The organism is Mycobacterium sp. UM_CSW (assembly GCF_000455205.1).
Taxonomy (GTDB): Bacteria; Actinomycetota; Actinomycetes; order Mycobacteriales; family Mycobacteriaceae; genus Mycobacterium.
In genome coordinates this window covers 1-20,024 of sequence record NZ_AUWQ01000137.1, presented here as the reverse complement: position 1 = coordinate 20,024, position 20,024 = coordinate 1, and the positions used below count along the sequence as shown (strand labels likewise).

The 20,024-nt window shown below is 67.8% G+C and carries 21 protein-coding genes and 2 pseudogenes; 10 read left to right on the top strand and 13 right to left on the bottom strand.

Annotated features, from left to right (window positions below; all coding sequences use genetic code 11):
• From N415_RS29320 to N415_RS29310, 3 genes and pseudogenes are all read left to right on the top strand, one after another.
• A pseudogene (locus tag N415_RS29320) lies at positions 1-210 on the top strand (hypothetical protein); the annotation flags it as partial.
• A 105-nt stretch (positions 211-315) separates the two neighbouring features.
• A complete protein-coding gene (locus N415_RS29315) occupies positions 316-2,256 on the top strand; it encodes an NAD(P)/FAD-dependent oxidoreductase (RefSeq protein WP_068189489.1) in 1,941 nt (646 codons plus the stop codon).
• A gap of 28 nt (positions 2,257-2,284) precedes the next feature.
• Positions 2,285-3,310: an alcohol dehydrogenase catalytic domain-containing protein gene (locus tag N415_RS29310; protein WP_068189486.1), complete on the top strand. Its 1,026-nt coding sequence runs from the start codon at positions 2,285-2,287 to the stop codon at positions 3,308-3,310.
• Positions 3,311-3,317: 7 nt separating this feature from the next.
• On the opposite strand, the gene N415_RS29305 is transcribed toward N415_RS29310, so the two are convergent.
• Positions 3,318-4,235, bottom strand: a complete 918-nt coding sequence (locus tag N415_RS29305) for a class I SAM-dependent methyltransferase (protein WP_068189483.1) — start codon at positions 4,233-4,235, stop codon at positions 3,318-3,320.
• Between the two features lie 47 nt (positions 4,236-4,282).
• Complete coding sequence (dtd, locus tag N415_RS29300; RefSeq protein WP_068189480.1) at positions 4,283-4,714, bottom strand: D-aminoacyl-tRNA deacylase; 432 nt, start codon at positions 4,712-4,714, stop codon at positions 4,283-4,285.
• 51 nt (positions 4,715-4,765) lie between these two features.
• On the opposite strand from dtd, the gene N415_RS29295 reads away from it, so the two are divergent.
• Positions 4,766-5,071: an MTH1187 family thiamine-binding protein gene (locus N415_RS29295; protein WP_068138677.1), complete on the top strand. Its 306-nt coding sequence runs from the start codon at positions 4,766-4,768 to the stop codon at positions 5,069-5,071.
• On the opposite strand, the gene N415_RS29290 is transcribed toward N415_RS29295, so the two are convergent.
• Entirely contained in the window at positions 5,068-5,565 is a 498-nt protein-coding gene (locus N415_RS29290) for a macro domain-containing protein (RefSeq protein ID WP_068189502.1), read from the bottom strand. The genes N415_RS29295 and N415_RS29290 overlap by 4 nt on opposite strands.
• An 86-nt stretch (positions 5,566-5,651) precedes the next feature.
• On the bottom strand, positions 5,652-7,028 hold the full coding sequence (locus N415_RS29285; protein ID WP_068189478.1) for an adenylate/guanylate cyclase domain-containing protein: 1,377 nt from the start codon (positions 7,026-7,028) through the stop codon (positions 5,652-5,654).
• A gap of 54 nt (positions 7,029-7,082) precedes the next feature.
• Here N415_RS29285 and N415_RS29280 point away from each other — a divergent pair, with 54 nt between their 5' ends.
• Entirely contained in the window at positions 7,083-8,372 is a 1,290-nt protein-coding gene (locus tag N415_RS29280; RefSeq protein ID WP_068189474.1) for a competence/damage-inducible protein A, read from the top strand.
• A gap of 2 nt (positions 8,373-8,374) precedes the next feature.
• On the opposite strand, the gene N415_RS29275 is transcribed toward N415_RS29280, so the two are convergent.
• A complete protein-coding gene (locus tag N415_RS29275) occupies positions 8,375-9,571 on the bottom strand; it encodes an MFS transporter (protein WP_239645735.1) in 1,197 nt (398 codons plus the stop codon).
• A 131-nt stretch (positions 9,572-9,702) separates the two neighbouring features.
• On the opposite strand from N415_RS29275, the gene N415_RS29270 reads away from it, so the two are divergent.
• Both N415_RS29270 and N415_RS29265 read left to right on the top strand, forming a co-directional pair.
• Positions 9,703-10,770: an amidohydrolase family protein gene (locus tag N415_RS29270; RefSeq protein ID WP_068104299.1), complete on the top strand. Its 1,068-nt coding sequence runs from the start codon at positions 9,703-9,705 to the stop codon at positions 10,768-10,770.
• 29 nt (positions 10,771-10,799) lie between these two features.
• Positions 10,800-11,192, top strand: a complete 393-nt coding sequence (locus N415_RS29265; RefSeq protein WP_068104301.1) for a phage holin family protein — start codon at positions 10,800-10,802, stop codon at positions 11,190-11,192.
• A 14-nt stretch (positions 11,193-11,206) separates the two neighbouring features.
• Here the strand turns inward: N415_RS29265 and N415_RS29260 are convergent, their stop codons facing one another.
• The 7 genes and pseudogenes from N415_RS29260 to N415_RS29230 all read right to left on the bottom strand — a co-directional run bounded on the left by N415_RS29260 (position 11,207) and on the right by N415_RS29230 (position 16,528).
• Positions 11,207-11,989: an enoyl-CoA hydratase-related protein gene (locus tag N415_RS29260; RefSeq protein WP_068189467.1), complete on the bottom strand. Its 783-nt coding sequence runs from the start codon at positions 11,987-11,989 to the stop codon at positions 11,207-11,209.
• Positions 11,986-12,966 carry an FAD-dependent oxidoreductase gene (locus tag N415_RS29255; RefSeq protein WP_081665598.1) on the bottom strand — a complete coding sequence of 327 codons (981 nt, stop codon included), beginning with the start codon at positions 12,964-12,966 and terminating at the stop codon, positions 11,986-11,988. The genes N415_RS29260 and N415_RS29255 overlap by 4 nt, the downstream gene beginning before the upstream one ends.
• Before the next feature lie 16 nt (positions 12,967-12,982).
• The gene (locus tag N415_RS29250; protein ID WP_068189464.1) at positions 12,983-13,501 is read right to left on the bottom strand and encodes a hypothetical protein; all 519 of its coding nucleotides are present in this window, start codon (positions 13,499-13,501) and stop codon (positions 12,983-12,985) included.
• 352 nt (positions 13,502-13,853) lie between these two features.
• Positions 13,854-14,264: pseudogene (locus tag N415_RS33070) on the bottom strand (Fur family transcriptional regulator); the annotation flags it as partial.
• Between the two features lie 638 nt (positions 14,265-14,902).
• Positions 14,903-15,397, bottom strand: a complete 495-nt coding sequence (locus tag N415_RS29240; protein WP_068189461.1) for an SRPBCC family protein — start codon at positions 15,395-15,397, stop codon at positions 14,903-14,905.
• The gene (locus N415_RS29235) at positions 15,397-16,026 is read right to left on the bottom strand and encodes a nitroreductase family protein (protein WP_068189459.1); all 630 of its coding nucleotides are present in this window, start codon (positions 16,024-16,026) and stop codon (positions 15,397-15,399) included. Before N415_RS29235 ends, N415_RS29240 begins: the two co-directional genes overlap by 1 nt.
• 19 nt (positions 16,027-16,045) lie before the next feature.
• Positions 16,046-16,528 carry a carboxymuconolactone decarboxylase family protein gene (locus tag N415_RS29230; protein ID WP_068138652.1) on the bottom strand — a complete coding sequence of 161 codons (483 nt, stop codon included), beginning with the start codon at positions 16,526-16,528 and terminating at the stop codon, positions 16,046-16,048.
• Positions 16,529-16,727: 199 nt separating this feature from the next.
• Between N415_RS29230 and N415_RS29225 the strand changes: the two genes are divergently transcribed.
• Genes N415_RS29225 through N415_RS29215 form a run of 3 tightly spaced genes read left to right on the top strand, consistent with a single transcriptional unit; the run spans position 16,728 to position 19,589 of the window.
• Positions 16,728-17,417, top strand: a complete 690-nt coding sequence (locus N415_RS29225; RefSeq protein ID WP_231982095.1) for a hypothetical protein — start codon at positions 16,728-16,730, stop codon at positions 17,415-17,417.
• A 9-nt stretch (positions 17,418-17,426) separates the two neighbouring features.
• Entirely contained in the window at positions 17,427-18,860 is a 1,434-nt protein-coding gene (locus N415_RS29220; protein ID WP_068189457.1) for an AMP-binding protein, read from the top strand.
• Between the two features lie 15 nt (positions 18,861-18,875).
• The gene (locus N415_RS29215; RefSeq protein WP_068189454.1) at positions 18,876-19,589 is read left to right on the top strand and encodes a hypothetical protein; all 714 of its coding nucleotides are present in this window, start codon (positions 18,876-18,878) and stop codon (positions 19,587-19,589) included.
• Here N415_RS29215 and N415_RS29210 read toward each other — a convergent pair.
• Positions 19,538-20,024 (bottom strand): nitronate monooxygenase (locus tag N415_RS29210; protein ID WP_193376525.1); only part of this gene is annotated, 487 nt, incomplete at its 5' end. The two genes, N415_RS29215 and N415_RS29210, sit on opposite strands and share 52 nt — an antisense overlap.

The following is a 20,024-nucleotide window of genomic DNA, read 5'->3' as shown; positions in this document are numbered from 1 at the left end:
TGGACAACCACCCACCGCACCGACATCGACGACCTCACCCTGGCCTGCGGACCCGACAACCGCCTCGCCGAACAAGGCTGGACCACCCGCACCAACGCCCGAGGCGAAACCGAATGGATCCCCCCACCCCACCTCGACCACGGCCAACCCCGCACCAACAACTTTCACCACCCCGAACGATTCCTCCGCAACAGCGACGACGACCCGTAGCGGCTCTTGATCGTCTCCGGCGTCACGCGGTAGCGTGGTGCTGCCAATTACGAAACCGTGCGTAGCGTAATTACGGCGCCCCGTCTAGCGGAAGGAATCGGCTTGATGCGCAGCCGTTACGCCGGCCGTCCGTTCACCACTTCGACGGCCGAAATCGCGGCCGCGCTCGAGGATGTCAGCGTCCCGACGCTGCTGCTTTCGCTCGTCCACATCACCGGCGACCCTCGGTTCATCCGGGACTTCAAGCCGATGGGGATCTTCCTCAACGAGGTCCAGGGGTTCATGTCGGAGGAGGATAAGGCCCGGGCCCGCGCGGCGGCGCTGCCGGTAATCACCGACTACCGAGACCGCGGTTGCCCCGAGCCCGAGCCGCTAAGCCTCGACCTCATTCGCGAGATGATGGACTGGGCCGCCTGCGAACACGTGACCGACGACTACCTGCCGCTGATCCTGGAGGAAATGGATCTGGAGGGCGTCGACCCCCGCCGCCCAGCAGCCCTGCCGGCACAATCCGCCGCCGAGCTCCCCGTGCTGGTGGTCGGCTGCGGCGAATCGGGCATCCTCGCCGGGATCCGCCTGAAACAGGCCAACATCCCATTCACCATCGTCGAAAAGAACGCCGGCCCCGGCGGAACATGGTGGGAGAACAGCTATCCCGGCGCCCGCGTCGACGTCGCAAACCATTTCTATTGCTACAGCTTCGAACCCAACAACGACTGGACTCACTTCTTCGCCGAGCAGCACGAGCTGCAGGACTATTTCACCAAGGTGATGAACAAGCACGACCTGGCCGAGCACATCCGGTGGAACACCGAGGTACTCGCGGCCGAGTGGAACGACGGCGACGGCATGTGGAGCGTCTCGGTCCGCGGCGCCGACGGCGAGACGAGCACGCTCACCGCACGGGCGGTCGTCACCGCGGTCAGGCAACTTAACCGGCCGCATCTTCCGGAGTTCGACGGGGCCGACAGCTTCGAGGGACCCTCGTTTCACTCCGCCGCCTGGGACCACTCGGTCGACCTGACGGGCAAGCGCGTCGCGCTGATCGGGGCGGGCGCCAGCGGATTTCAAATCGCGCCCGCGATTGCCGACCAAGTCGAGAGCCTGACGGTGTTCCAGCGGACGGCGCAATGGATGTTCCCCAACACCATGTACCACGACGAGGTCGGCGACGGCGTGCGCTGGGCGATGCGCCATCTGCCGTTCTACGGCCGCTGGTATCGGTTTCTCGTCCTGTGGCCCGGCGCCGACAAGGGCCTGGACGCCGCGGAAGGCGACCCGAACTACGCCGACCAGGACTACGCTGTCAGCGACATCAACGCCGCCGCGCGAATGATGTTCTCGCAGTGGATCACCAGTCAGGTCGGCGAAGGCTCGAACTCCCAAGAGCTGCTGGACAAGGTGCTGCCCGACTACCCCGCCACGGGCAAGCGGACCCTGCAGGACAACGGCAGCTGGCTGCGGACACTGCAACGGAACAACGTCGAGTTGGTGCGCACACCGATCCGCCAGATCACACCGCACGGCGTCGTCACCGAGGACGGCGCGACATACGACGCGGACGTGATCGTCTATGCCACCGGGTTCCGGCACACCGATGTGCTGTGGCCGCTGAAGGTGCGGGGGCGCAACGGGATTGACCTGCACGAGATGTGGGGGAGCCGCCCGTATGCATTCCTGGGCATCACGGTGCCGGGGTTCCCGAACTTCTTCATCATCTACGGACCCGGCACCCACCTCGCGCACGGGGGCAGCCTGATCTTCCAGTCCGAACTGCAGATGCGCTACGTCGACCAGTGCCTCAGGCGGCTGGCCGAGCAGAACCTCCATTCGATCGAGCCGAAGGCCGAGGCCGCCACCGCATGGCACGAGCGGACACAAACGCAGATCAAGAAGATGGTCTGGTCGCACCCGGCGGTCAAACACTCGTACTTCAAGAACGCCGACGGCGAGATCCACACCGTCAGCCCGTGGCGCCTCAACGAGTACTGGGCCGCGGTGCGCGAGCCCGACTGGTCGCAATTTCTTGTGCGACAAAAAGAGTGAGTGCGAGAGGGAAAGTGAGCACACCAACATGCGCACGGTAGTCGTCGACGGACCCCGCAACATCCGGGTCGAGACCCGCCCCGATCCCACGCTTCCCGGCCCCGACGGGGCCATCGTCGAGGTCACCGCAGCCGGCATCTGCGGATCGGATCTGCACTTCTACGAAGCCGATTTCACCATGCCCGATCCGATCGCGCTGGGCCACGAAGCTGTCGGGACGGTCGTGGAGGTCGGACCCGAGGTGCGTACGGTCAAGGCCGGCGACCAGGTCATGGTGTCCTCGGTGACCGGCTGCGGCCACTGCCCGGGGTGTGCCACCCGCGATCCGGTCATGTGCTACTCCGGGTTTCAGATCTTCGGCGGCGGCCTCCTCGGCGGGGCGCAGGCCGATCTGCTCGCCGTGCCGGCCGCCGACTTTCAGCTGCTGCGGACGCCCGACGGAATCAACACCGAGCAGGCGCTGCTTCTGACCGACAACCTCGCGACGGGCTGGGCGGCCGCGCAGCGCGCCGACATTCCGTACGGCGGCACCGTGGCCGTGTTCGGCCTGGGCGCGGTCGGGTTGTGCTCGCTGCGCAGCGCACTTTTCCAAGGCGCGGCAACGGTTTTCGCCGTCGATCAGGTCGATGGCCGGCTCGATCGCGCCGCCCGGTGGGGCGCCACGCCCCTCAAGGCGCCGGCGGTCGAAGCGATCCTCGCGGCGACGGGGGGCCGGGGCGCCGACGCGGTGATCGACGCCGTCGCCACGGACGCGTCGCTGACCGACGCGCTCAATGCGGTGCGGGCGGGCGGCACCGTCTCGGTGGTCGGTGTGCACGATATGAATCCGTTTCCGCTCAACGCGCTCGGCTGCCTGATTCGCAGCATCACCCTGCGGATGACCACGGCGCCCGTCCAGCGGACCTGGCCCGAGCTGATCCCGCTGCTGCGGTCCGGCCGGCTCGACGTCGACGGAATCTTCACCACCACACTGCCATTGGACGAGGCGGCCAAAGGTTACGCGACCGCCGAGGCGCGGTCCGGTGACGAGGTGAAGGTCCTGCTGACGCCCTAGTTCGGGCTCACGCCGAGCGCGTCGCCGTGATGTATTGCGAGTGCATGAAGGCGTCGATCTTGACGTCGACCTCCGGCGGGGTCAACCCGTAGCCGACCTGCAGATCCAGCGTGTTGCGGACGGGTTCGACGGCCCAGCCGTGCCCGGCGAGCCACTCCGCCGGGTCGGATTTGGGTTCGTAGGTGAGGGCGGAGAAGTCGACGTCGCCGGACATGTTGACCCCGGGATGGTCGGCCTCCAGAGCGGCGAGCTGCTGGCGGTCCAGCCGCGATCCCAGCGCGCCGATGGCGATTCGGCTGCCCGGCGCGCTGAGCCCGCTGACGCGGGTGAAGAGCGTGTTCTGGGCTTCGTCGGTGAGGTAGGGCAGCACTCCCTCCACCGACCAGGCGCTCGGTGTTTCCGTGTCGAAGCCGGCCTCTTCCAATCGCCGCGACCAGTCGGTCCGCAGGTCGGCTCCGACCTCGATCCGGCGGGCCTTGGGCGTGGCGCCCTGCTCGTCGAGCACGCGGGCCTTGAATTCCAGGACCTTCGGCAGGTCGACCTCGAAAACCGTTGTGCCATCCGGCCATTCGAGGCGATAGGCCCGCGAATCCAATCCGGCCGCGACGATCACCGCTTGCCGAATGCCCGCGTCACCCACGGCCGCGAAGAAGTCGTCGAAGAACCGGGTCTGCACGCCGTACAGGCGAGGAAAGGCCGTCTCGTCGTCCGAGGTTCCCGGATTGGCGAGCACGCCCGCCAGATACGGATCCTGCGAGGCGGCGATGAACGCCTTCGCGTATTCGTCTCGGACCAGCGGTTGGGGGCTCACGGCGTGCAGCGCCCGCCACCCCGCCACCAGCAGCGCGGTGTAGCCCACGCCGCTGACGATGTCCCACTGGTCGTCGTCGGAACGAAGCGACCCAAATTCAGGCGTCGTGCTCATAGCGGATTCAGCCCTCCCGACTCACCAACGTACCTGCGCGGGCACCGTCAAAGTTCCAAAGCGACCGTGACGGGGCCGTCATTCACCAATTCGACTTGCATGTGCGCGCCGAACACGCCGGTCTGCACCTCGGCGCCCAACGCCTGCAGCGCCTCCGCGAACGCCGTCACCAGGGGTTCGGCGACCGACGCGGGTGCGGCGGCGTTCCACGACGGGCGCCGGCCCTTCGCGGTGTCGGCGTACAGGGTGAACTGGCTGACCACCAGGATCGGCGCGTTGACGTCGGCCGCGGACCGCTCGTCGGCGAGTATGCGCAGATACCAGAGCTTTTCGGCCAGCCGTCGCGCCTTGTCGGGGTCGTCGCTGTGGGTGACGCCGACGAACGCCAACAAGCCCTGGCCGTCCGGCCGGACGGCTCCCACTACCCGGCCGTCGACCGACACCGACGCCGACGAGACCCGTTGCACCAGAACCCGCATGGCCCTCGATGCTGCCAGGCTTGCCGCGAAAAGGTTGGGTAGGCTCGTCACGTGTCCGTGCTCGTCGCGTTTTCGGTCACCCCGCTGGGCGTTGGAGAGGGCGTCGGCGAGATCGTCGCCGACGCGGTCCGCGTGGTTCGCGAGTCCGGGCTGCCCAACAAGACCGATTCCATGTTCACCGTGATCGAGGGCGACAGCTGGGGGGAAGTCATGGACGTCGTCCAGCGTGCCGTCGAGGCGGTGGCCGCTCGCGCGCCGCGGGTCAGCACGGTGATCAAGGCGGACTGGCGGCCCGGCGCACACGACGCGATGACGCAGAAGGTCGCGACGGTCGAGCGTTATCTCTCCGACGGTTAAGCCTGCTGCACCGCGTCGCGGAACGCCCGCTCGGCCGCCTCGCCGTGGACCGCGAACACCACCTTCTCCAAGGAGCTCGCCCGGTGCCCACGGACGGCGTCGACCATCAGCCGCGCCGCGTCTTCGAGCGGGAACCCGCCGACGCCGGTGCCGAACGCCACCAGGGCCAGGGAGCGGCAGCCGAGTTCGTCGGCCTTGCGCAGCGTGGAATCCGTGGCGCGGGAGATGATGTCGGCCGAGGTCGGGCCGCCAAGTTCCATCGTCGCCGCGTGGATCACATAGCGCGCCGGCATGTCGCCGGCTGTAGTTTCGACGGCTTCGCCGAGCCCAATAGGCGCTTTCGCGGTCGACTCACGCTGTACCGCGGGTCCGCCGGCGCGGGAGATGGCCGCGGCGACACCGCCGCCGTGCCGCAGTTGAGTGTTGGCGGCGTTGGTGATCGCGTCGACCTCGAGCTTGGTCACGTCGGCTTGCACTACCTCTAGCTCGATCATCGGCTCATTGTCGCGCAACACCGCGAAAAATAGGCTGACGAGCGAGGCGAGGCCGGGGGGCCAGGTCAACCCGGCACACCTGGCGGCTAGGGCCTCCTGGTCGCCTTCTCGCGGACCAACAGGTAGAGCCGCCACAAGTCCGGCACACCTTTGAGCTCATGCTCACCGCGTGCTGCGAACTGGCGCCCGGAGCCGGCGACGATGTCGCGCACCGTCGAGGACACCAGCACCTCGCTCGGCCCGGCCAGCGCCGAAACGCGCGCACCGATGTGTACGGAAAGTCCGGCGACGTCGTTGCCGCGAACCTCTATCTCGCCCGCGTGAATGCCCACCCGGACCTCGACGCCGAGCACGCGCACCGCGTCGACGACGGCCTCGGCGAACGAAATTGCGGCGCTGGGACTCGCAAACGTCGCGAGGAATCCGTCACCGGCCCTGTTTCTTTCGGTCCCGCCGAATCGCCTGATTTCCCGGCGGACCGCGGTGTCGTGCCGGTCGAGCAGGTCCCGCCAGCGTTGGTCGCCGAGCTCCGCGGCGCGCAGGGTGGCGCCGACGATGTCGGTGAACACGATGGTGGTGAGGACGCGCTCGCTGTCCGAGCCCCCGCGGACACCGGTGATGAACTCCTCGATTTCCGCGAGCATGGCCCCGGCGTCGCCGACCCAGTACAGCGAATCCTCGCCCGGCAGTTCGACATAGCGTGACCCGGCGATGTGCTCCGCGAGATAGCGACCATTGTCCGCCGGAATGAATTTCACGCGATCTCGATGCAAGACAAGGGTCTTCACGCCGATGCGCGGGAGCGTGTCGCGCACGTCGCTCTCGGTCACGACCTTGCTCACGGCGCGTGCCATGCTCGGCGACGCAGCGCGGTTGCCGGCGATGTCCCACCACGCGCGAAACGCGTCGTCGCGGGCGACGCTGGGCGCGATGATTCCCAGCACGTCGAACCCCTGTTCAACCGCGTCGGGCTCGATCGCGACGGACGTGAATGGGTCGGTGTCGCTGGGCCGGGCCCCGACGGGGTAATCGGGTGCCCACAGCACCCGCGCCGTGCCGTTGATGATCACCAGGCTGCGCACCCGGTCGGGGTAGTCGGCGGCGAGCACCAGCCCGCTCATCGCGTTGTAGCTTGTCGCGAGAATGGACGCCTGCTCGGAGCCGACCGCATCCATCACCGCGATCGCGTCCTCGGCCCAGAACTTCGGCCCGATCATCTCCAGCGACGGCACTCGCGACGACAGACCCATCCCGCGGAAATCGAAGCGGATCACGCGGCTGAACGACGCCAGACGCCGGTAGAAGCGGTACAGCGAGGGTTCGGCGTCGATGGAGTCGATCGGTATCGACGGTCCGGCCAGCAGGACCACATCGACCGGGCCTTCCCCGAAGACCTGGTAGGCGATGTCGATATCACCGCATCTGGCGTAGCGAATCCGCGGTGCCGCAGACGTCCCGGCCACGGCCTCAGGCTAGTTCAGTCAACCGGCCGACGGCACGCCAGTAGGCTCAACCCGGTGAGCGCACGCGCGGGCATTGTCGTCACCGGAACCGAAGTCCTCACCGGGCGCGTCCAGGACGCAAACGGCCCCTGGCTGGCCGATCGCCTCCTCGAGCTGGGCGTCGAGCTGGCGCACATAACCATCTGCGGCGACCGCCCGGCCGACATCGAGGCGCAGCTGCGTTTCATGGCCGAGCAGGGCGTGGACCTGATCGTCACCAGTGGCGGCCTGGGCCCGACGGCCGACGACATGACCGTCGAGGTGGTGGCGCGCTTCTGCGGCCGCGACCTGGCCCTCGACGAGGCAACCGAGAACAAGATCGCCGAGATCCTGAAGAAATTGATGGGCCGCAATCCCGCGTTCCAATCCGCTCTGGATCCCGGCACTTTCGAGTCGATCAGGGCCGCCAACCGCAAACAGGCGATGATCCCCGATGGCGCGCAGGTGCTCGACCCGGTGGGCACCGCACCGGGTGTGGTGGTGCCCGGCAAGCCGACGGTCATCGTGCTTCCGGGACCGCCGCGCGAGCTTCAGCCCATGTGGCACACCGCAATTGAGACGCCCGCGGCGCAGGAGGCGATCGCCGGCCGAACGACCTATCGGCAGGAGACGATCCGGATGTTCGGGCTGCCCGAGTCGGGGCTGGCCGAAACGCTGCGCGACGCCGAGAAATCCGTCCCCGGCTTTGACCGCCTGGAGATCACCACCTGCCTGCGCCGCGGGGAGATCGAAATGGTCACCCGCTACGAGCCGGACGCCGCGGACGCCTATGCGCGCCTGACCGAGGTGCTGCGCGAGCGGCACGGACGTCAGATCTACTCCGAAGACGGCTCGAGGGTGGACGACCTGGTGGCGCGGTTGCTGCAAGGCCGCTGGATAGCGACGGCGGAATCCTGCACCGCGGGCCTGTTGGCGGCGCGGCTGACCGACCGGGCCGGTTCCTCGGACTACGTGGCCGGCGGTGTGGTGTCCTACTCCAACGACGCGAAGGCGCAACTGCTCGGCGTGGACCCCGCCTTGATCGAAAAGCACGGCGCGGTGTCCGAACCGGTGGCCGAGGCGATGGCACAAGGCGCGCTCAAGCGCTTCGGTGCGGACACCGCCGTCGCGATCACCGGGATCGCCGGCCCGGGCGGGGGGACCCCGGAAAAGCCCGTCGGCACAGTCTGTTTCACAGTGAAGCTCGCGGACGGCGGCACCGATACGAGGACGCTACGGCTGCCCGGCAACCGTTCCGACGTCCGCGAACGGTCGACGACGGTGGCGATGCATCTGCTGCTGCGAATGCTGAGCGGGGCCGAATAGCCTTACGTCATTTCGGTTGGCAGGAAGGCGCTTTCGGAGGTGCCGAACCGAATCCCGGTGGCATCCTTGCCGATCAGCGTGAGGAAGGCCACGGCGATCAGCACCGGCACGATCGTCGCCGCCAGCGCGAAGGGGTAGCCGTGCGACTCGGCCAGGTGTTCCTGGATGGGCAGGTTGAACGCGGCCAACAGGTTCCCGAGCTGGTAGGTCACGCCGGGGTAGAGGCCGCGGATGGCGTCCGGGGACATCTCGGTGAGATGAGCGGGGATCACCCCCCACGCGCCCTGTACGCAGAGCTGCATCAGAAACGAGCCGAGGCACAGCATCGCCGCGCTGTGCGAGTAGGCGAACAGCGGCACGATCGGCAGGCCCAGCAGCGCGCAGAAGATGATGGTGTAGCGGCGGCCGAACCGCTGCGACATCGTGCCGAAGAACAGCCCGCCGACGATGGCGCCGATGTTGTAGACGATGACGATCCACTTGACGGTCGCGCTGGGCAGGCCGGCGCCGTGATTGCCCGTGGCGCCCAGGAAGGTGGGGTAGACGTCCTGGGTGCCGTGGCTCATCCAGTTGAAGGCGGTCATCAGCAGGACCAGGTAGAAGAATCGGCGGATGATCGCCCCGTCGCGCAGCACGTCGCGGATCCGGGTGCTGGTGAGCCGCATCTGGTCCTGTGCGGCCTCCCAGACCTCGGACTCCTCCACTCGGTATCGGATGATGAGGCTGATCAGTGCCGGGATGATGCTCAAGGCGAACAGCCAGCGCCACGACAGCCCAAGCCAGTTCATCACCAGCAGCGATGCGACGCTCGCCAGCAGGTAGCCGAACGCGTAACCCTCTTGCAGCAGGCCGGAAAAGAACCCGCGCCGCTCTACCGGAACCTTCTCCATGGCCAGCGCGGCCCCCAGTCCCCACTCGCCGCCCATGCCGATGCCGTACAGCAGCCGCAGGATCACCAGGACGGTGAAATTGGGGGCGAACGCGCACAGGAACCCCACGATGGAGTAGAACGTCACGTCGACCATCAGGGGGAGGCGCCGCCCGACGCGGTCGGCCCACAGCCCGAACAGCAGCGCGCCGACGGGGCGCATGATCAGGGTGGCCGTGGTGACGAACGCGACCTCCGCCTTGCTGATGTGGAACGTCTTGGCGATGTCGGCGTAGACGAGCACGACGATGAAGTAGTCGAAGGCGTCCATCGTCCAGCCGAGCAACGCCGCGACGAACGAATTCCGCTGATCGGGGGTCAACTTCTGCCGAGAAGGTTGTGTTGTCACTTCAGCATCGTTGCAGTACCGGGCGGCGATGCGCGAGAGTAAGTTCCGGATACATGCGAATCATCGATGCCGATGGACACGTCGCCGAGAACTCCTCGCTGGCGATCGAAGCGATCAAACGCTGGCCCGACCACGTCAGACCCAGCACGGATGGCCGGCTGCGGTTGGTGTTCGAGGGCCGCAACTATCCGGAGGACGAGGGCCCCGGTGCGGGTTGCCCGCCCGAACACGGGATCAGTAAGGCACCCGACATCAATTGCCGCACACCGGAGGGGGTGCTGGGCGACGCCGACCGCGATCACATCGACACGATGGTGCTGTATCCGAGCATGGGCCTGTGCGCCCCCAGCCTCGAGGACCCGGAATTCGCCGCGGGATTCTCGCGGCTCTACAACCAGTGGATCGCGGATTACTGCGCGTCCTCGCAAGGCCGGTTGCTCGGCGTCGCCGTTACCCCGATCGAACACGGCCAGGCTGCGATCGACGTCATGACGGAAGCCAAAGAACTCGGGCTGGTGGCGACGCTGGTCCCGCCGGCGCTCAAGACCCGCAACCTCGACCACCCCGACCTCGATCCGTTCTACGCCGCGGCCGTCGAACTCGGGATGCCGCTGGGCGTTCACGGAGCCCCCGGCATCCACCTGCCGAAGATCGGCGTGGACCGCTTCACCAATTACATTCAGGTGCACTGCATCAGCTTTCCCTTCGACCAGATGACCGCGATGACGGCGATGGTTTCCGGCGGCGTCTTCGAGCGGCATCCCCAGCTGCGGGTCGCCTTCCTCGAGGCGGGCGCGGGGTGGGTCCCGTTCTTCATCGATCGCCTGCACGAGCATTACGAGAAACGGGGCGACTGGGTCGAGCGCGGCTGGCGTCGCGATCCGCACGAGTACCTGGCCGCCGGGAACATCTTCGTGACGTGCGAGCCGGAGGAACCGATCCTGCCCGGCGTGATCGACGTGCTCGGCGCCGACTTCATCATGTTCGCCAGCGACTACCCGCACTGGGACGGCGAATGGCCGGAGAGCACCAAGCACCTGCGAACCCGCGCGGACATCAGCGAGGAGGCGCGGGAAAAGATCGGCGGCCTCAACGCGCAGCGCTTCTACAATCTGAACTAAACCGCCCGCCGGGTGGCAGGATCTCCCGCATGGGACCTTTCCTGCTTCGCGCCGCGCTGACCGGCATCGCAATGTGGATCGTCACCCTCTTCATGCACGGGATGAGATTCGTCGGCGGCACCACCACGTTGCAGACGGCCGGCATCATCTTCGTCGTCGCAGTGATCTTCGGTCTGGTCAACGCGTTCATCAAGCCGGTCGTCCAGTTTCTGTCGATACCGCTCTACATCCTGACCCTCGGGCTCATCCACATCGTGATCAACGCGTTGATGTTGTGGATCACCGCGTGGATCACCGCGCACACCACGCACTGGGGGCTGCAGATCGACCACTTTTGGTGGACGGCGATCTGGGCCGCCATCCTGCTGTCGATCGTGAGCTGGGTGCTGTCGCTGGTGATCCGCGACGTCACGCGCGGCTGAGGGCGCCTAAACCTTCATCGGGCCCGCCAGCGCGGCGGTCGCTTCTCGGCGAACGCGCGCGGCCCCTCCTTGGCGTCCTCGGTCTCGAAAACGCGGTCGCTGTGCCGGGTTTCGTTGTCGTAGGCCGACTTTAGATCCAGCGCCAACCCTTCCACGGCCGACTGCTTCGTCGCGAACACCGCCAGCGGCGCGTTGGCAACGATGCGCTCGGCAAAGTCGTAGGCGGTGTCCATCAGTTGATCCGCCGGGACCACGCGGTTGATCAGTCCCATGGCAAGGGCCCGTTCGGCGTCCACCATGTCCGCCGTCAGCAGCAGCTCCATCGCCCACGGGTAGGGCATCTGCCGCGGCAGCCGCACGGTGCTTCCGCCGCCGGCGAACAGGCCGCGCTTGGGCTCCATCACCGCGAAGCGCGCGTCGGGGACGGCGACGCGAATGTCGGTGGAGGTCAGCATCTCGAAGCCGCCCGCGACGCACGTCCCGTTCACGGCGGCGACGATCGGCTTGTACACGGGGAACCGATGCAGGACGGCGTGAATGGCGTCGTCCTTGTTCCACCCGTCGGGCCTGGGCAGGTCACCGGTGAGTTCGGGGATGAACTTCTTGAGGTCGGCGCCCGTGCAGAAGTCCCGGCCGACGCCGGTGACCACCGCGACCCAGGCCCGTTCGTCGTCGCGGAACGCCGCCCACGCGTGGGCCAAGTCACGAAAGTGCGCCATATCCAACGAGTTTCGCGTCTCCGGGCGGTTGATCGTGATGGTGGCGACATGGTCGTCCAGCCGGTAGTCGATGCTCACCGCGCGGCCCCGTCGACCAGACGCACCACGTCGCGTGCGCAACCCCACGACAGGGTCACGCCGTTGCCACCGTGGCCGTAGTTGTGGATGCACCGGGCCCGCCCGAGCGGTTCGGCTTCCACTCGCACCGACGGCCGGTCCGGGCGGAGCGCGGTGATTGTCTCGATCACCTCGGCGTCGCCGAGGCGTGGCTCGATCCGGCGGCAGCGTTGCAAGATGCGTTCGGTCACCTCGCGCTCCGCGGTGGTGTCCCAGCGATCGGCGATGCTGATGCCGCCGCACACCACCCGCTGCGGGTGGGGGAAGAAGCAGGTCCACTCCGGCGCCTCGTTCAGCTCGATAAACAGTTGCTGCAGGCCGGGATTCGCCAGCACGACGTGCTGGCCGAACCGCGGCCGCACGGTGTCGTCGCCGGTCAGCGCTGCGGCGCCGAGCCCCGCGCAGTTGACGACGATCGGTGCCGCGTCGGCCGCCTCGGCCAACGAACCGACGGGTCGCTCCTCGATTTCGCAGCCGGCCGTAGCCAGGCGCCGGGTCAGGTAGTTGAGGTATTGCGGCATGTCGATCATCGGCATCGTGGCGCGGAAGCCGGCGGCGAAGCCCGCCGGGACGTCGGCCGGGTCGGCCGGCCGCAGGTCGGGTATGAGCTTGGCCGCCGGCGCGGCCGCCTCGGCGCCGATGAATTCCCCGACGGCCAGCGCCGGTGCCATGCGAACGCCGGTGCCCGGGTCGCCAGCCAGTTCGCGGAACACCCGCAGGGAGTGCTCGCTCCAACCCAGGGTCGCCGCGGCGCGTTCGGCGGGCCGCGGGGGAGCCCACACCGCTCCGGCCACCGCCGAGGTCGTCTGTTGTGGCATCGCGGCCGCCCACACCCGCACCGGCCAGCCCGCTTCTGCCAGGCAGATCGCCGACGTCAAACCGCTGACGCCGGCGCCGACGACGACGATCTCCTGCGGGTCACCCGCATCACTTGCCAACGGCCGCGGACTCCCGTCAGGAATGGGGGGGTTGCTGGCCGTTCTGGCCGCCGAGCAGCCCGTTGAGGATGCCGAGAGTGCCTTGCACACCGGCGGGCGGCGCGCTGGGAGGCAGTGCGGCGTCGGGGGTCAGCTGCCAGGGCTGGCACCCCGTCGTCTTGAACGACTTGTCGCCCGGGTCGATCTGCACTACCTGCGGCTTCTTGCTCATGGCGTTGTCGACGAGGTTGCCGTCGGGGTTACTCGTCCGCTTCCAGTAACAGGTGCCGTCGCCGACAGGCCCCGCCGAGCTGTAGATGCCTGGCGCGATGTCCGTGCCCACCGCGTACGTGCCGTCGTGGTCGATCGTCGTCTTCGGCGCCGATGCTGGTGACGCGGCCGGTGAAGGCGACGGACCGGGTGAGGCTGCGGGCGAGGGCGGGGGCGGCGGCTCCGGGTCGGCGCCGGCGACACCGGCCGGCGCGGCCCAGCCCGCAAGGAGCAGCCCGGCGGCGGCACATCGCGCCGCCACTGATGCTTTCACCCTGAACCCCATGAAGCAGCAGCTTACCGGCGCGAGCGACTCATTTCACATCGATGTTGCCCGAGCGCGGAACGGAAGGCTCGACGCGAGGCCCGCTGCTGGCCACCGTGGCATCGGCGATGTCGTAGCGAGCCCAACCGGCGTTGGCGCCCAGCCCGCCTGTCCCAATTCCGGCCGCCCTCAACACGGTATTGGGCGTGAGTGGGCCGGGGGCAACCCATCCCGCCGTCGCCGCGGCTGGCGCCGGCAACGGGATCCCGTTGTCGTGGGGCAGTGGGCGGTCGTCGCTCGGGCAGGGCATTTGTTCCGGCACATCGACGGCGGGCTGGTGAGCATCATCGGCTCGCGACCCGTCCGAGGCCCAACAGCAGGGACACACGCCCCAATAGATGACCTCGGTCTGGTCCAGGTGGAAGCCGCTGGCATCTGCAGGGGTCAGGCAAAGCGTGTCACCGACGGCACACTCCACGTCTGCGATGGCCCCGCAACTCCGGCAGACCACGTGATGGTGGTTGTCGCCCACTCGAGTTTCGTAGCGCGCAACCGATCCCGGCGGCTGAACCCGTCGCAATAGCCCGGCGTCGGTCAGCGCATGCAAGACGTCGTACACGGCCTGCCGGGACACGTCGGGCAGGCAGGCGTGCACCGCTCCGATAAGCGTCTCGGTGTCCGCGTGGGGATTCAGTTCAACCGAATACAACACGGCGATCCGCGGGCGGGTCACTCGTAGATCCGCCAGACGTAAGCGCTCCGCGTAACGCGCCGCCGAAGGCATCTGCACGAGGTGGAAGTCTTTTCTGGAGTTAATCAATGTTCCTCTGACTCCCTCCCTCAGGCAAGGGAAACCCTCGGCGTCCGGCGCCCGATGAGATCGGCAATTTTCACGGCGGAGCCAACGCTAGGGCGCGTTTTTCCGATGCGGCAGGTTTTCGCACAAATCGCGTCAGCCTTTTTGAACGGCAGTCCAATACAGGGACCAAACATCGGGTCCGCGCCGTAAAAGGCTTCTAGTTGAACGAGATTCGCTCCCTAGATGGACGCGCGGTTTGCTTTAACTCACATTTGCGCCCGATCATCGTGACGACCCGTGCTACGACCCGCGCGCCTAGCACCAGTTGTGTGCCTCGACCATTGTCGAACGCCGGCGACCACGGCCAGCGAGTCCACTCACACCCCCTGCAGCGCCGCCACCTCATCAGCGAAGATTTGCGCCCGCGAAAATTAGATACACATCGGGCCGGTGGGCAGGCCGATCCGCAGGCCGGGGACGGCCGCTCGCCCTTCACCGCTCGCCGACCGAGGGCGTTCGGCATCCGCGCCGCTCGGCGCGGTGCGACGCCCGTCTGACATGTTCGCCAGCACGGAACCCGCCACGCATTCCGTGTGTTACGAAACATGTTGTAAGGCAGCCGATTACGTCAGCCGACGCACCTTTCCCGCGTATCCCAGCGCATGCTCGTACACCTCGAGGTTGTCGCGAGAAATCCTCGCGTGCACGGGGCGCTCCAGGAAGAAGCGCAGCACCGGGTTGTAGGCATGGTAGGTCTCGTGGAAGGTCAGCACGGTGGTGCCGTCGGGCTGCTCCTCGAGTTCGTGATAACCCTCCGCGCGCGACCACAATGGCGCGCCCACGGCCACGTAGCGCGACAGCTTATTGATCTCGGCCTCGGTCACGCTCTCCCAGGACCGCCCCTTGCCGCCGGACAGCAGGTATTTGGGAACCGGGAAGACGCAGGTGCGCACCAGGCCCTCGCCGGCCTCGTTGCCTTCATTGAGGATCTCCATGCTGCCGGTGGGCCAGGTGAGGACCCGCGGCCGCGGCGCGTCGGGCGGCGCCGGCGGGTGAAGCACCCGCCACACCTTTTTCGGCGGCGCGTCGACGTGGAATCGCACGGTGTAGGACTGCATCAGCTCGCTCCCCAGCTATTCCAATAAGTGATGGTCTCCGCGGGCGGGCGTGCGGCCGGCCGGAAGTCGGTGCCGATGGTGTAGGCCACCGGGAACAGCGCGGCCTGGGTGGCCGTCGGCGGGATGCCGAGCAGCTCGGCCACCTCCTGCTCCTTGGCCAGGTGCATCGTCGTCCACACCGATCCCAGCCCACGCGACCGCAGGGCCAACAGGAAGCTCCAGCCGGCCGGGATGATCGACGCCCAGGCGGAGGCGGCGGTCAAAAGGTTCGAGTTGTCGATGCGGTTATCCAGGATGGGGATGACGTGCACGGGGACCCGGGCCAGGGTGTCGGTCAGGGCCAGCGCGCCGGCGTACACGCGCTGGGTCTGGGGATCGGAGGCCTCCTTGGCCGCGTACGCGAGGTACTCGGCGCCGACGCTGCGGTAGATGTCGCCGATCGCGGCGCGCTTGTCGGCGTCCGTGATCACCAGCCATCGCCAATCCTGCGCGTTGCTGGCGGTGGGGGCCTGCATGGCGAGCCGGATGCACTCGAGGATCACCTCGCGTCCGACCGGCCGGTTCAGGTCGAGGCGTCTGCGCACCGCCCGTGTGGTGGTCAGCAATTCGTCGACCGAGGCGAGGTCCATTGGGTCCTTCCCGAGGGGGTCAGAGGTCGATGGCACAGGATTGGTCGACGCCCAGGACGGTAAGCGAACGCCCCAGGCCGAGAAACACCGCGACACACAGCGTGAGATCGAGGATCTCCTCGTCGGAGAATGACTCCCGCAGCCGGTCGAAGAACGCGTCGCCCATCGACGCGTGGTCGGTGGCGAAGCGCTCCGCGTACTCGATGGCCAGGCGCTGGCGCGTGGTGTAGCCGGGGTAGCTGGCGTAGGCGGCGACGTTGTCGTACAGCTCGGGGGCGACCCCGGCGTCCAGGACCGACTGGGCACGGAAGTCCGAGCAGGCGACGCAGTCGTTGATCTGGGCGATTCGCATCCGGGCCAGCTCCCGCTCCTCGGCCGGCAGCATGCTCTGCTGGTATGCGCCCCGGATCATCCGCTCGACCATGGAGCCGAGCTGCGGTCGTAGCGACCAGATCATGGCGGCTTCGCCGCCGGGGCCATCCGGAACATTGACTCGGGCCATTCGTGAACTCCTGCCCGCGGAAGATCGTTACCTAGTGGAGCAAACCAGATTCTCAACTGGGCTGTCTAGGTCGGCTCCCGCATGCGATCGTGCATAGGCATACCCGGCGCCGCCGCGAAAATCTGGTTGGCTACGGTCCGTTGATTGAGGGCGCTCATCGGGCGGGCGTCCCGAATTTGGAGGTCGGTGCGTGCTGTTCATGCACGAGGTGCACAAGGTCCGCGGCCGCAGTGAGGACGACTTCGAGGCCGCGTTTCGAACGGGCTGGATGCCCATGCTCGCCGCCGGGAACGACGCGCGGTTGCTGTGGTACACGAACCAGGCCCATGGCAGTGGACCCGCCTACACGGTGATCACCGTGACCGCCGTTCGCGATGGAGCAGCCTGGGAGCGTCTGACCCAGCGGGTCCAGAAGGGCGATCTCCAGGAGTGGATGCGCCACCTCGACGAGCTCCGACACGAGGTCGACGCCAAGCTGCTGGTGCCGCTCCCGTGGTCGCCACTGCAGGAGGTCCGCCTCGAGGAGGTGCCGGTCGACGGGCGCGAGCACGAGATGAGCCTCTACATGGAGGACACCATGTGGCCGTACGAGGACAAGTTCGAGGAGTACATCGTCAGATGCGGCGAGGTCTACGCCAAGAGCCTCGACCAACCGTCGTCCATGCTGAGCATGCACGCCTCCTTCCAGCCCGCCCTCGGCAGCCACGTGCGCCGCGAGGTGATCCTGATGCAGCGCATAAGTAGGCCGGAAGCGTTGCTCGATCTGCTCCGCACCCACATCCCCGCCGAGTACCGCGCCCCCGGGACCTGGATGTACGACGCGCTGGACCTGCGCGACCAGTGGACCAGCCGGCTGCTCCGAACCTCCGCCTGGTCGCCGCTGCATTAGGGACCGCGGATGAACACCGGGACGATCCACGAGGCCGCCGCCATCGGCGATCCCGCCCGGGTTGCCCTGATCATCGACGGGCGCAGCATCAGCTACGGCGAACTGGCCACGACGGTTCGGCGGTGCGCGGCCACCCTGGCCGACCGGGGCGTGACGGTCGGCGAGCGGGTCGCGGTCGTCGACAACGGCAGCCTGATGTCAATCGCGACCCTGCTCGCCGCGCCCCGCCTCGGTGCCGCGGCCGCGCTGATGAACCCCGCGCTGACGCCGCCGGAGCTACAGGGAATGCTGAAAAACGCCGGCTGCGCCGACGTCGCGGTCGCGGGGGAGCCGTACGCGCAGCGGGTGCGCGAAGCGGGTGCACCGACCGTCCTGACGGCCGCCGACCTCGCGGATGATGTCGTCGAGCCCGACCCGCCCGCCGGCGACGGGGAGGCCCTGGTGTTGTTCACCAGCGGCACAACCGGACTCCCGAAGGCCGTCGGCATCTCCACCCGACAGCTCACCGCGCGGATCAAGGGAATGGCCGCGCCTTTCCGGGCGGACGCCGCACCCGCGGTCGGCATGATGTGTGTCCCGTTCTTTCACGTCGGCGGCTCGCTCGGCACGCTCGGCAGTCTGTACTCGGGCAACACGTCGGTGGTGCAGCCGCGCTTCGACGCCGGCGAGTGGCTGCGGCTGGTGGCGCAGCACCGGGTCACGGCCACCTTCATGGTGCCGACGATGCTGCAGCGCATCCTCGATCACCCCGACTTTGCGACCAGCGACCTGTCGTCCCTGGTCGCCATCGCATATGGGGCCGCCGCCGCGCCAATTGCGTTGGTGCGCAGGGCGATGGCCGCGCTGCCGCACGTCGCGTTCGCCAACGTGTTCGGCCAGACCGAGACGCTCGGGGCCTACACGACCCTGCTGCCTCAAGACCACCGGGATCCGGCCCGGGCCGGTTCGGTGGGCCGGCCGCTGCCCGGGGTCGACGTGCGAGTGGTGGACCCCGTCACCGGCGACGACGTCCCGCCGGGAACGGTCGGCGAACTGTGGGTGAACACTACGCAGAACGTCACCGAAGGGTGGCTGCACACCGGCGATCTCGCCCGCCGGGATGCCGACGGCTACATCTTCCCGTGCGGCCGACTGAGTGACACGATCAACCGTGGGGGAGAGAAGTTCGGCCCGGTCGAAGTCGAGGAGGCATTGCGTTCCCATCCTGCGGTGAGCGACGTCGCGGTCGCCGGCGTCGCCGACGACGAGCTCGGCCAGCGGGTCGGGGCGGCCGTAGTTGCCTGCGCCCCAGTGACACTCGAGCAGCTGCGGTCGCACTGCCGCGAGCTGATCGCCTACTTCAAGCTGCCCGAGCGGCTGGCGATCGTCGACAGCATTCCTTACAGCGCGACCGGCAAGGTCAGTCGCCGCCAGATTGCCGCGCTCATCGCGGATAGTGCCTGAGCTCAGGGAGTCCCAGTGCTGTTTCTTCACGAGACCCACAAGGTGGTCGGCTCTCGGCAGGCGGAGTTCGAAGCGGCCTACCGCGACGGCTGGATGCCCATGCTGGCCAAGGGGGACGATGCCCGGCTGCTCTGGTACACCAACCACGCCCACGGCTCCGGGGTGTCCTACAACGTCGTCACCATCACCGCAATCAGCGACGGCGCGGCGTGGGAGAGCCTGGTTCGGCGTGCCCAGACCGGCGACCTTCGGCCGTGGATGCGCGAGCTGGACAGCCTGCGGCACGAGGTCACGGGCAAGATGCTGCTGCCCGTCTCCTGGTCACCGTTGCAGACGGTCGACCTGGCCAGCGTGCCTACCGATGGCGCGACTCATCCGCTGAGCCTGTTCATGGAGGACACCGGCTGGCCCTCCGCCCCGCTCGACGACTACATCCGCATGTGGGACGAGATCTACTACCGGGTGCTTTCCAAGGCCCCGCGCGGGATGCGCATCCTGGACATCCAGGCGTGCTTCCAGGTCGCGCATGGGAGCTCTCGTCGGCGAGAAGCCATGCTGTGGCAGAAGATTGAAGACGCCAACAACTATGCGGCGCTCGTGCACCTGCTGACTACCGAGACCCCGCCCGAGCACCGCGCGCCGGGCAGCTACATGTACGAGGCCCTGAAGTACCGCGATCAGTGGCAGAGCCGGCTGCTGCGCACGTCGAGCTGGTCACCCCTGTACTGAGTACCGCAGCGAATCTTGCCGGCCTCGGCGACCATGTCATGGACGATGTCGGCGGCGGGACGGATTTGGCGGAGGAGTCCGACCGCCTCGCCGATGATGATGGCCGCGGTGTCGAAATCCTCTGCGGCCGTCGCCGTTTGGAAGGCTTCCACCGCCTCCGCGAGCGAAGCTGAGAGCTGTTCCTCGTGGCCGTGCCAGGTGTCGAGGAAGGGGTTGCCCAGCGCCCGGACCGTGTATTCGGCGGGCCAATCCAGCTGCCGCACAAGGTCATACACCCGGGTGCGGACGGTATCATCGCCGCTTGCTCCGATGACGCGCTGCTGGGCCCGCGCCGACACCGCCGCTTCGGTGGACGCCCAGAACCTGGTGCCCACGAGCGCACCGTCGGCGCCCAGCGCCAGCGCCGCGGCCAGGCCGCGGCCGTCGGCGACGCCG

Excerpts from the sequence above, each read along its gene's own strand:
- N415_RS29225 (WP_231982095.1), top strand. The coding sequence starts at position 16,728 with ATGCACGAGGTGCACAAGGTCCGCGGCCGCAGTGAGGACGACTTCGAG.
- N415_RS29240 (WP_068189461.1), bottom strand. The coding sequence starts at position 15,397 with ATGCAGTCCTACACCGTGCGATTCCACGTCGACGCGCCGCCGAAAAAG.
- N415_RS29235 (WP_068189459.1), bottom strand. The coding sequence starts at position 16,026 with ATGGACCTCGCCTCGGTCGACGAATTGCTGACCACCACACGGGCGGTG.
- N415_RS29315 (WP_068189489.1), top strand. The coding sequence starts at position 316 with ATGCGCAGCCGTTACGCCGGCCGTCCGTTCACCACTTCGACGGCCGAA.
- N415_RS29265 (WP_068104301.1), top strand. The coding sequence starts at position 10,800 with ATGGGACCTTTCCTGCTTCGCGCCGCGCTGACCGGCATCGCAATGTGG.
- N415_RS29230 (WP_068138652.1), bottom strand. The coding sequence starts at position 16,528 with ATGGCCCGAGTCAATGTTCCGGATGGCCCCGGCGGCGAAGCCGCCATG.
- N415_RS29250 (WP_068189464.1), bottom strand. The coding sequence starts at position 13,501 with ATGGGGTTCAGGGTGAAAGCATCAGTGGCGGCGCGATGTGCCGCCGCC.
- N415_RS29310 (WP_068189486.1), top strand. The coding sequence starts at position 2,285 with ATGCGCACGGTAGTCGTCGACGGACCCCGCAACATCCGGGTCGAGACC.
- N415_RS29270 (WP_068104299.1), top strand. The coding sequence starts at position 9,703 with ATGCGAATCATCGATGCCGATGGACACGTCGCCGAGAACTCCTCGCTG.
- N415_RS29305 (WP_068189483.1), bottom strand. The coding sequence starts at position 4,235 with ATGAGCACGACGCCTGAATTTGGGTCGCTTCGTTCCGACGACGACCAG.
- N415_RS29220 (WP_068189457.1), top strand. The coding sequence starts at position 17,427 with ATGAACACCGGGACGATCCACGAGGCCGCCGCCATCGGCGATCCCGCC.
- N415_RS29275 (WP_239645735.1), bottom strand. The coding sequence starts at position 9,571 with ATGGACGCCTTCGACTACTTCATCGTCGTGCTCGTCTACGCCGACATC.
- N415_RS29290 (WP_068189502.1), bottom strand. The coding sequence starts at position 5,565 with ATGATCGAGCTAGAGGTAGTGCAAGCCGACGTGACCAAGCTCGAGGTC.
- dtd (WP_068189480.1), bottom strand. The coding sequence starts at position 4,714 with ATGCGGGTTCTGGTGCAACGGGTCTCGTCGGCGTCGGTGTCGGTCGAC.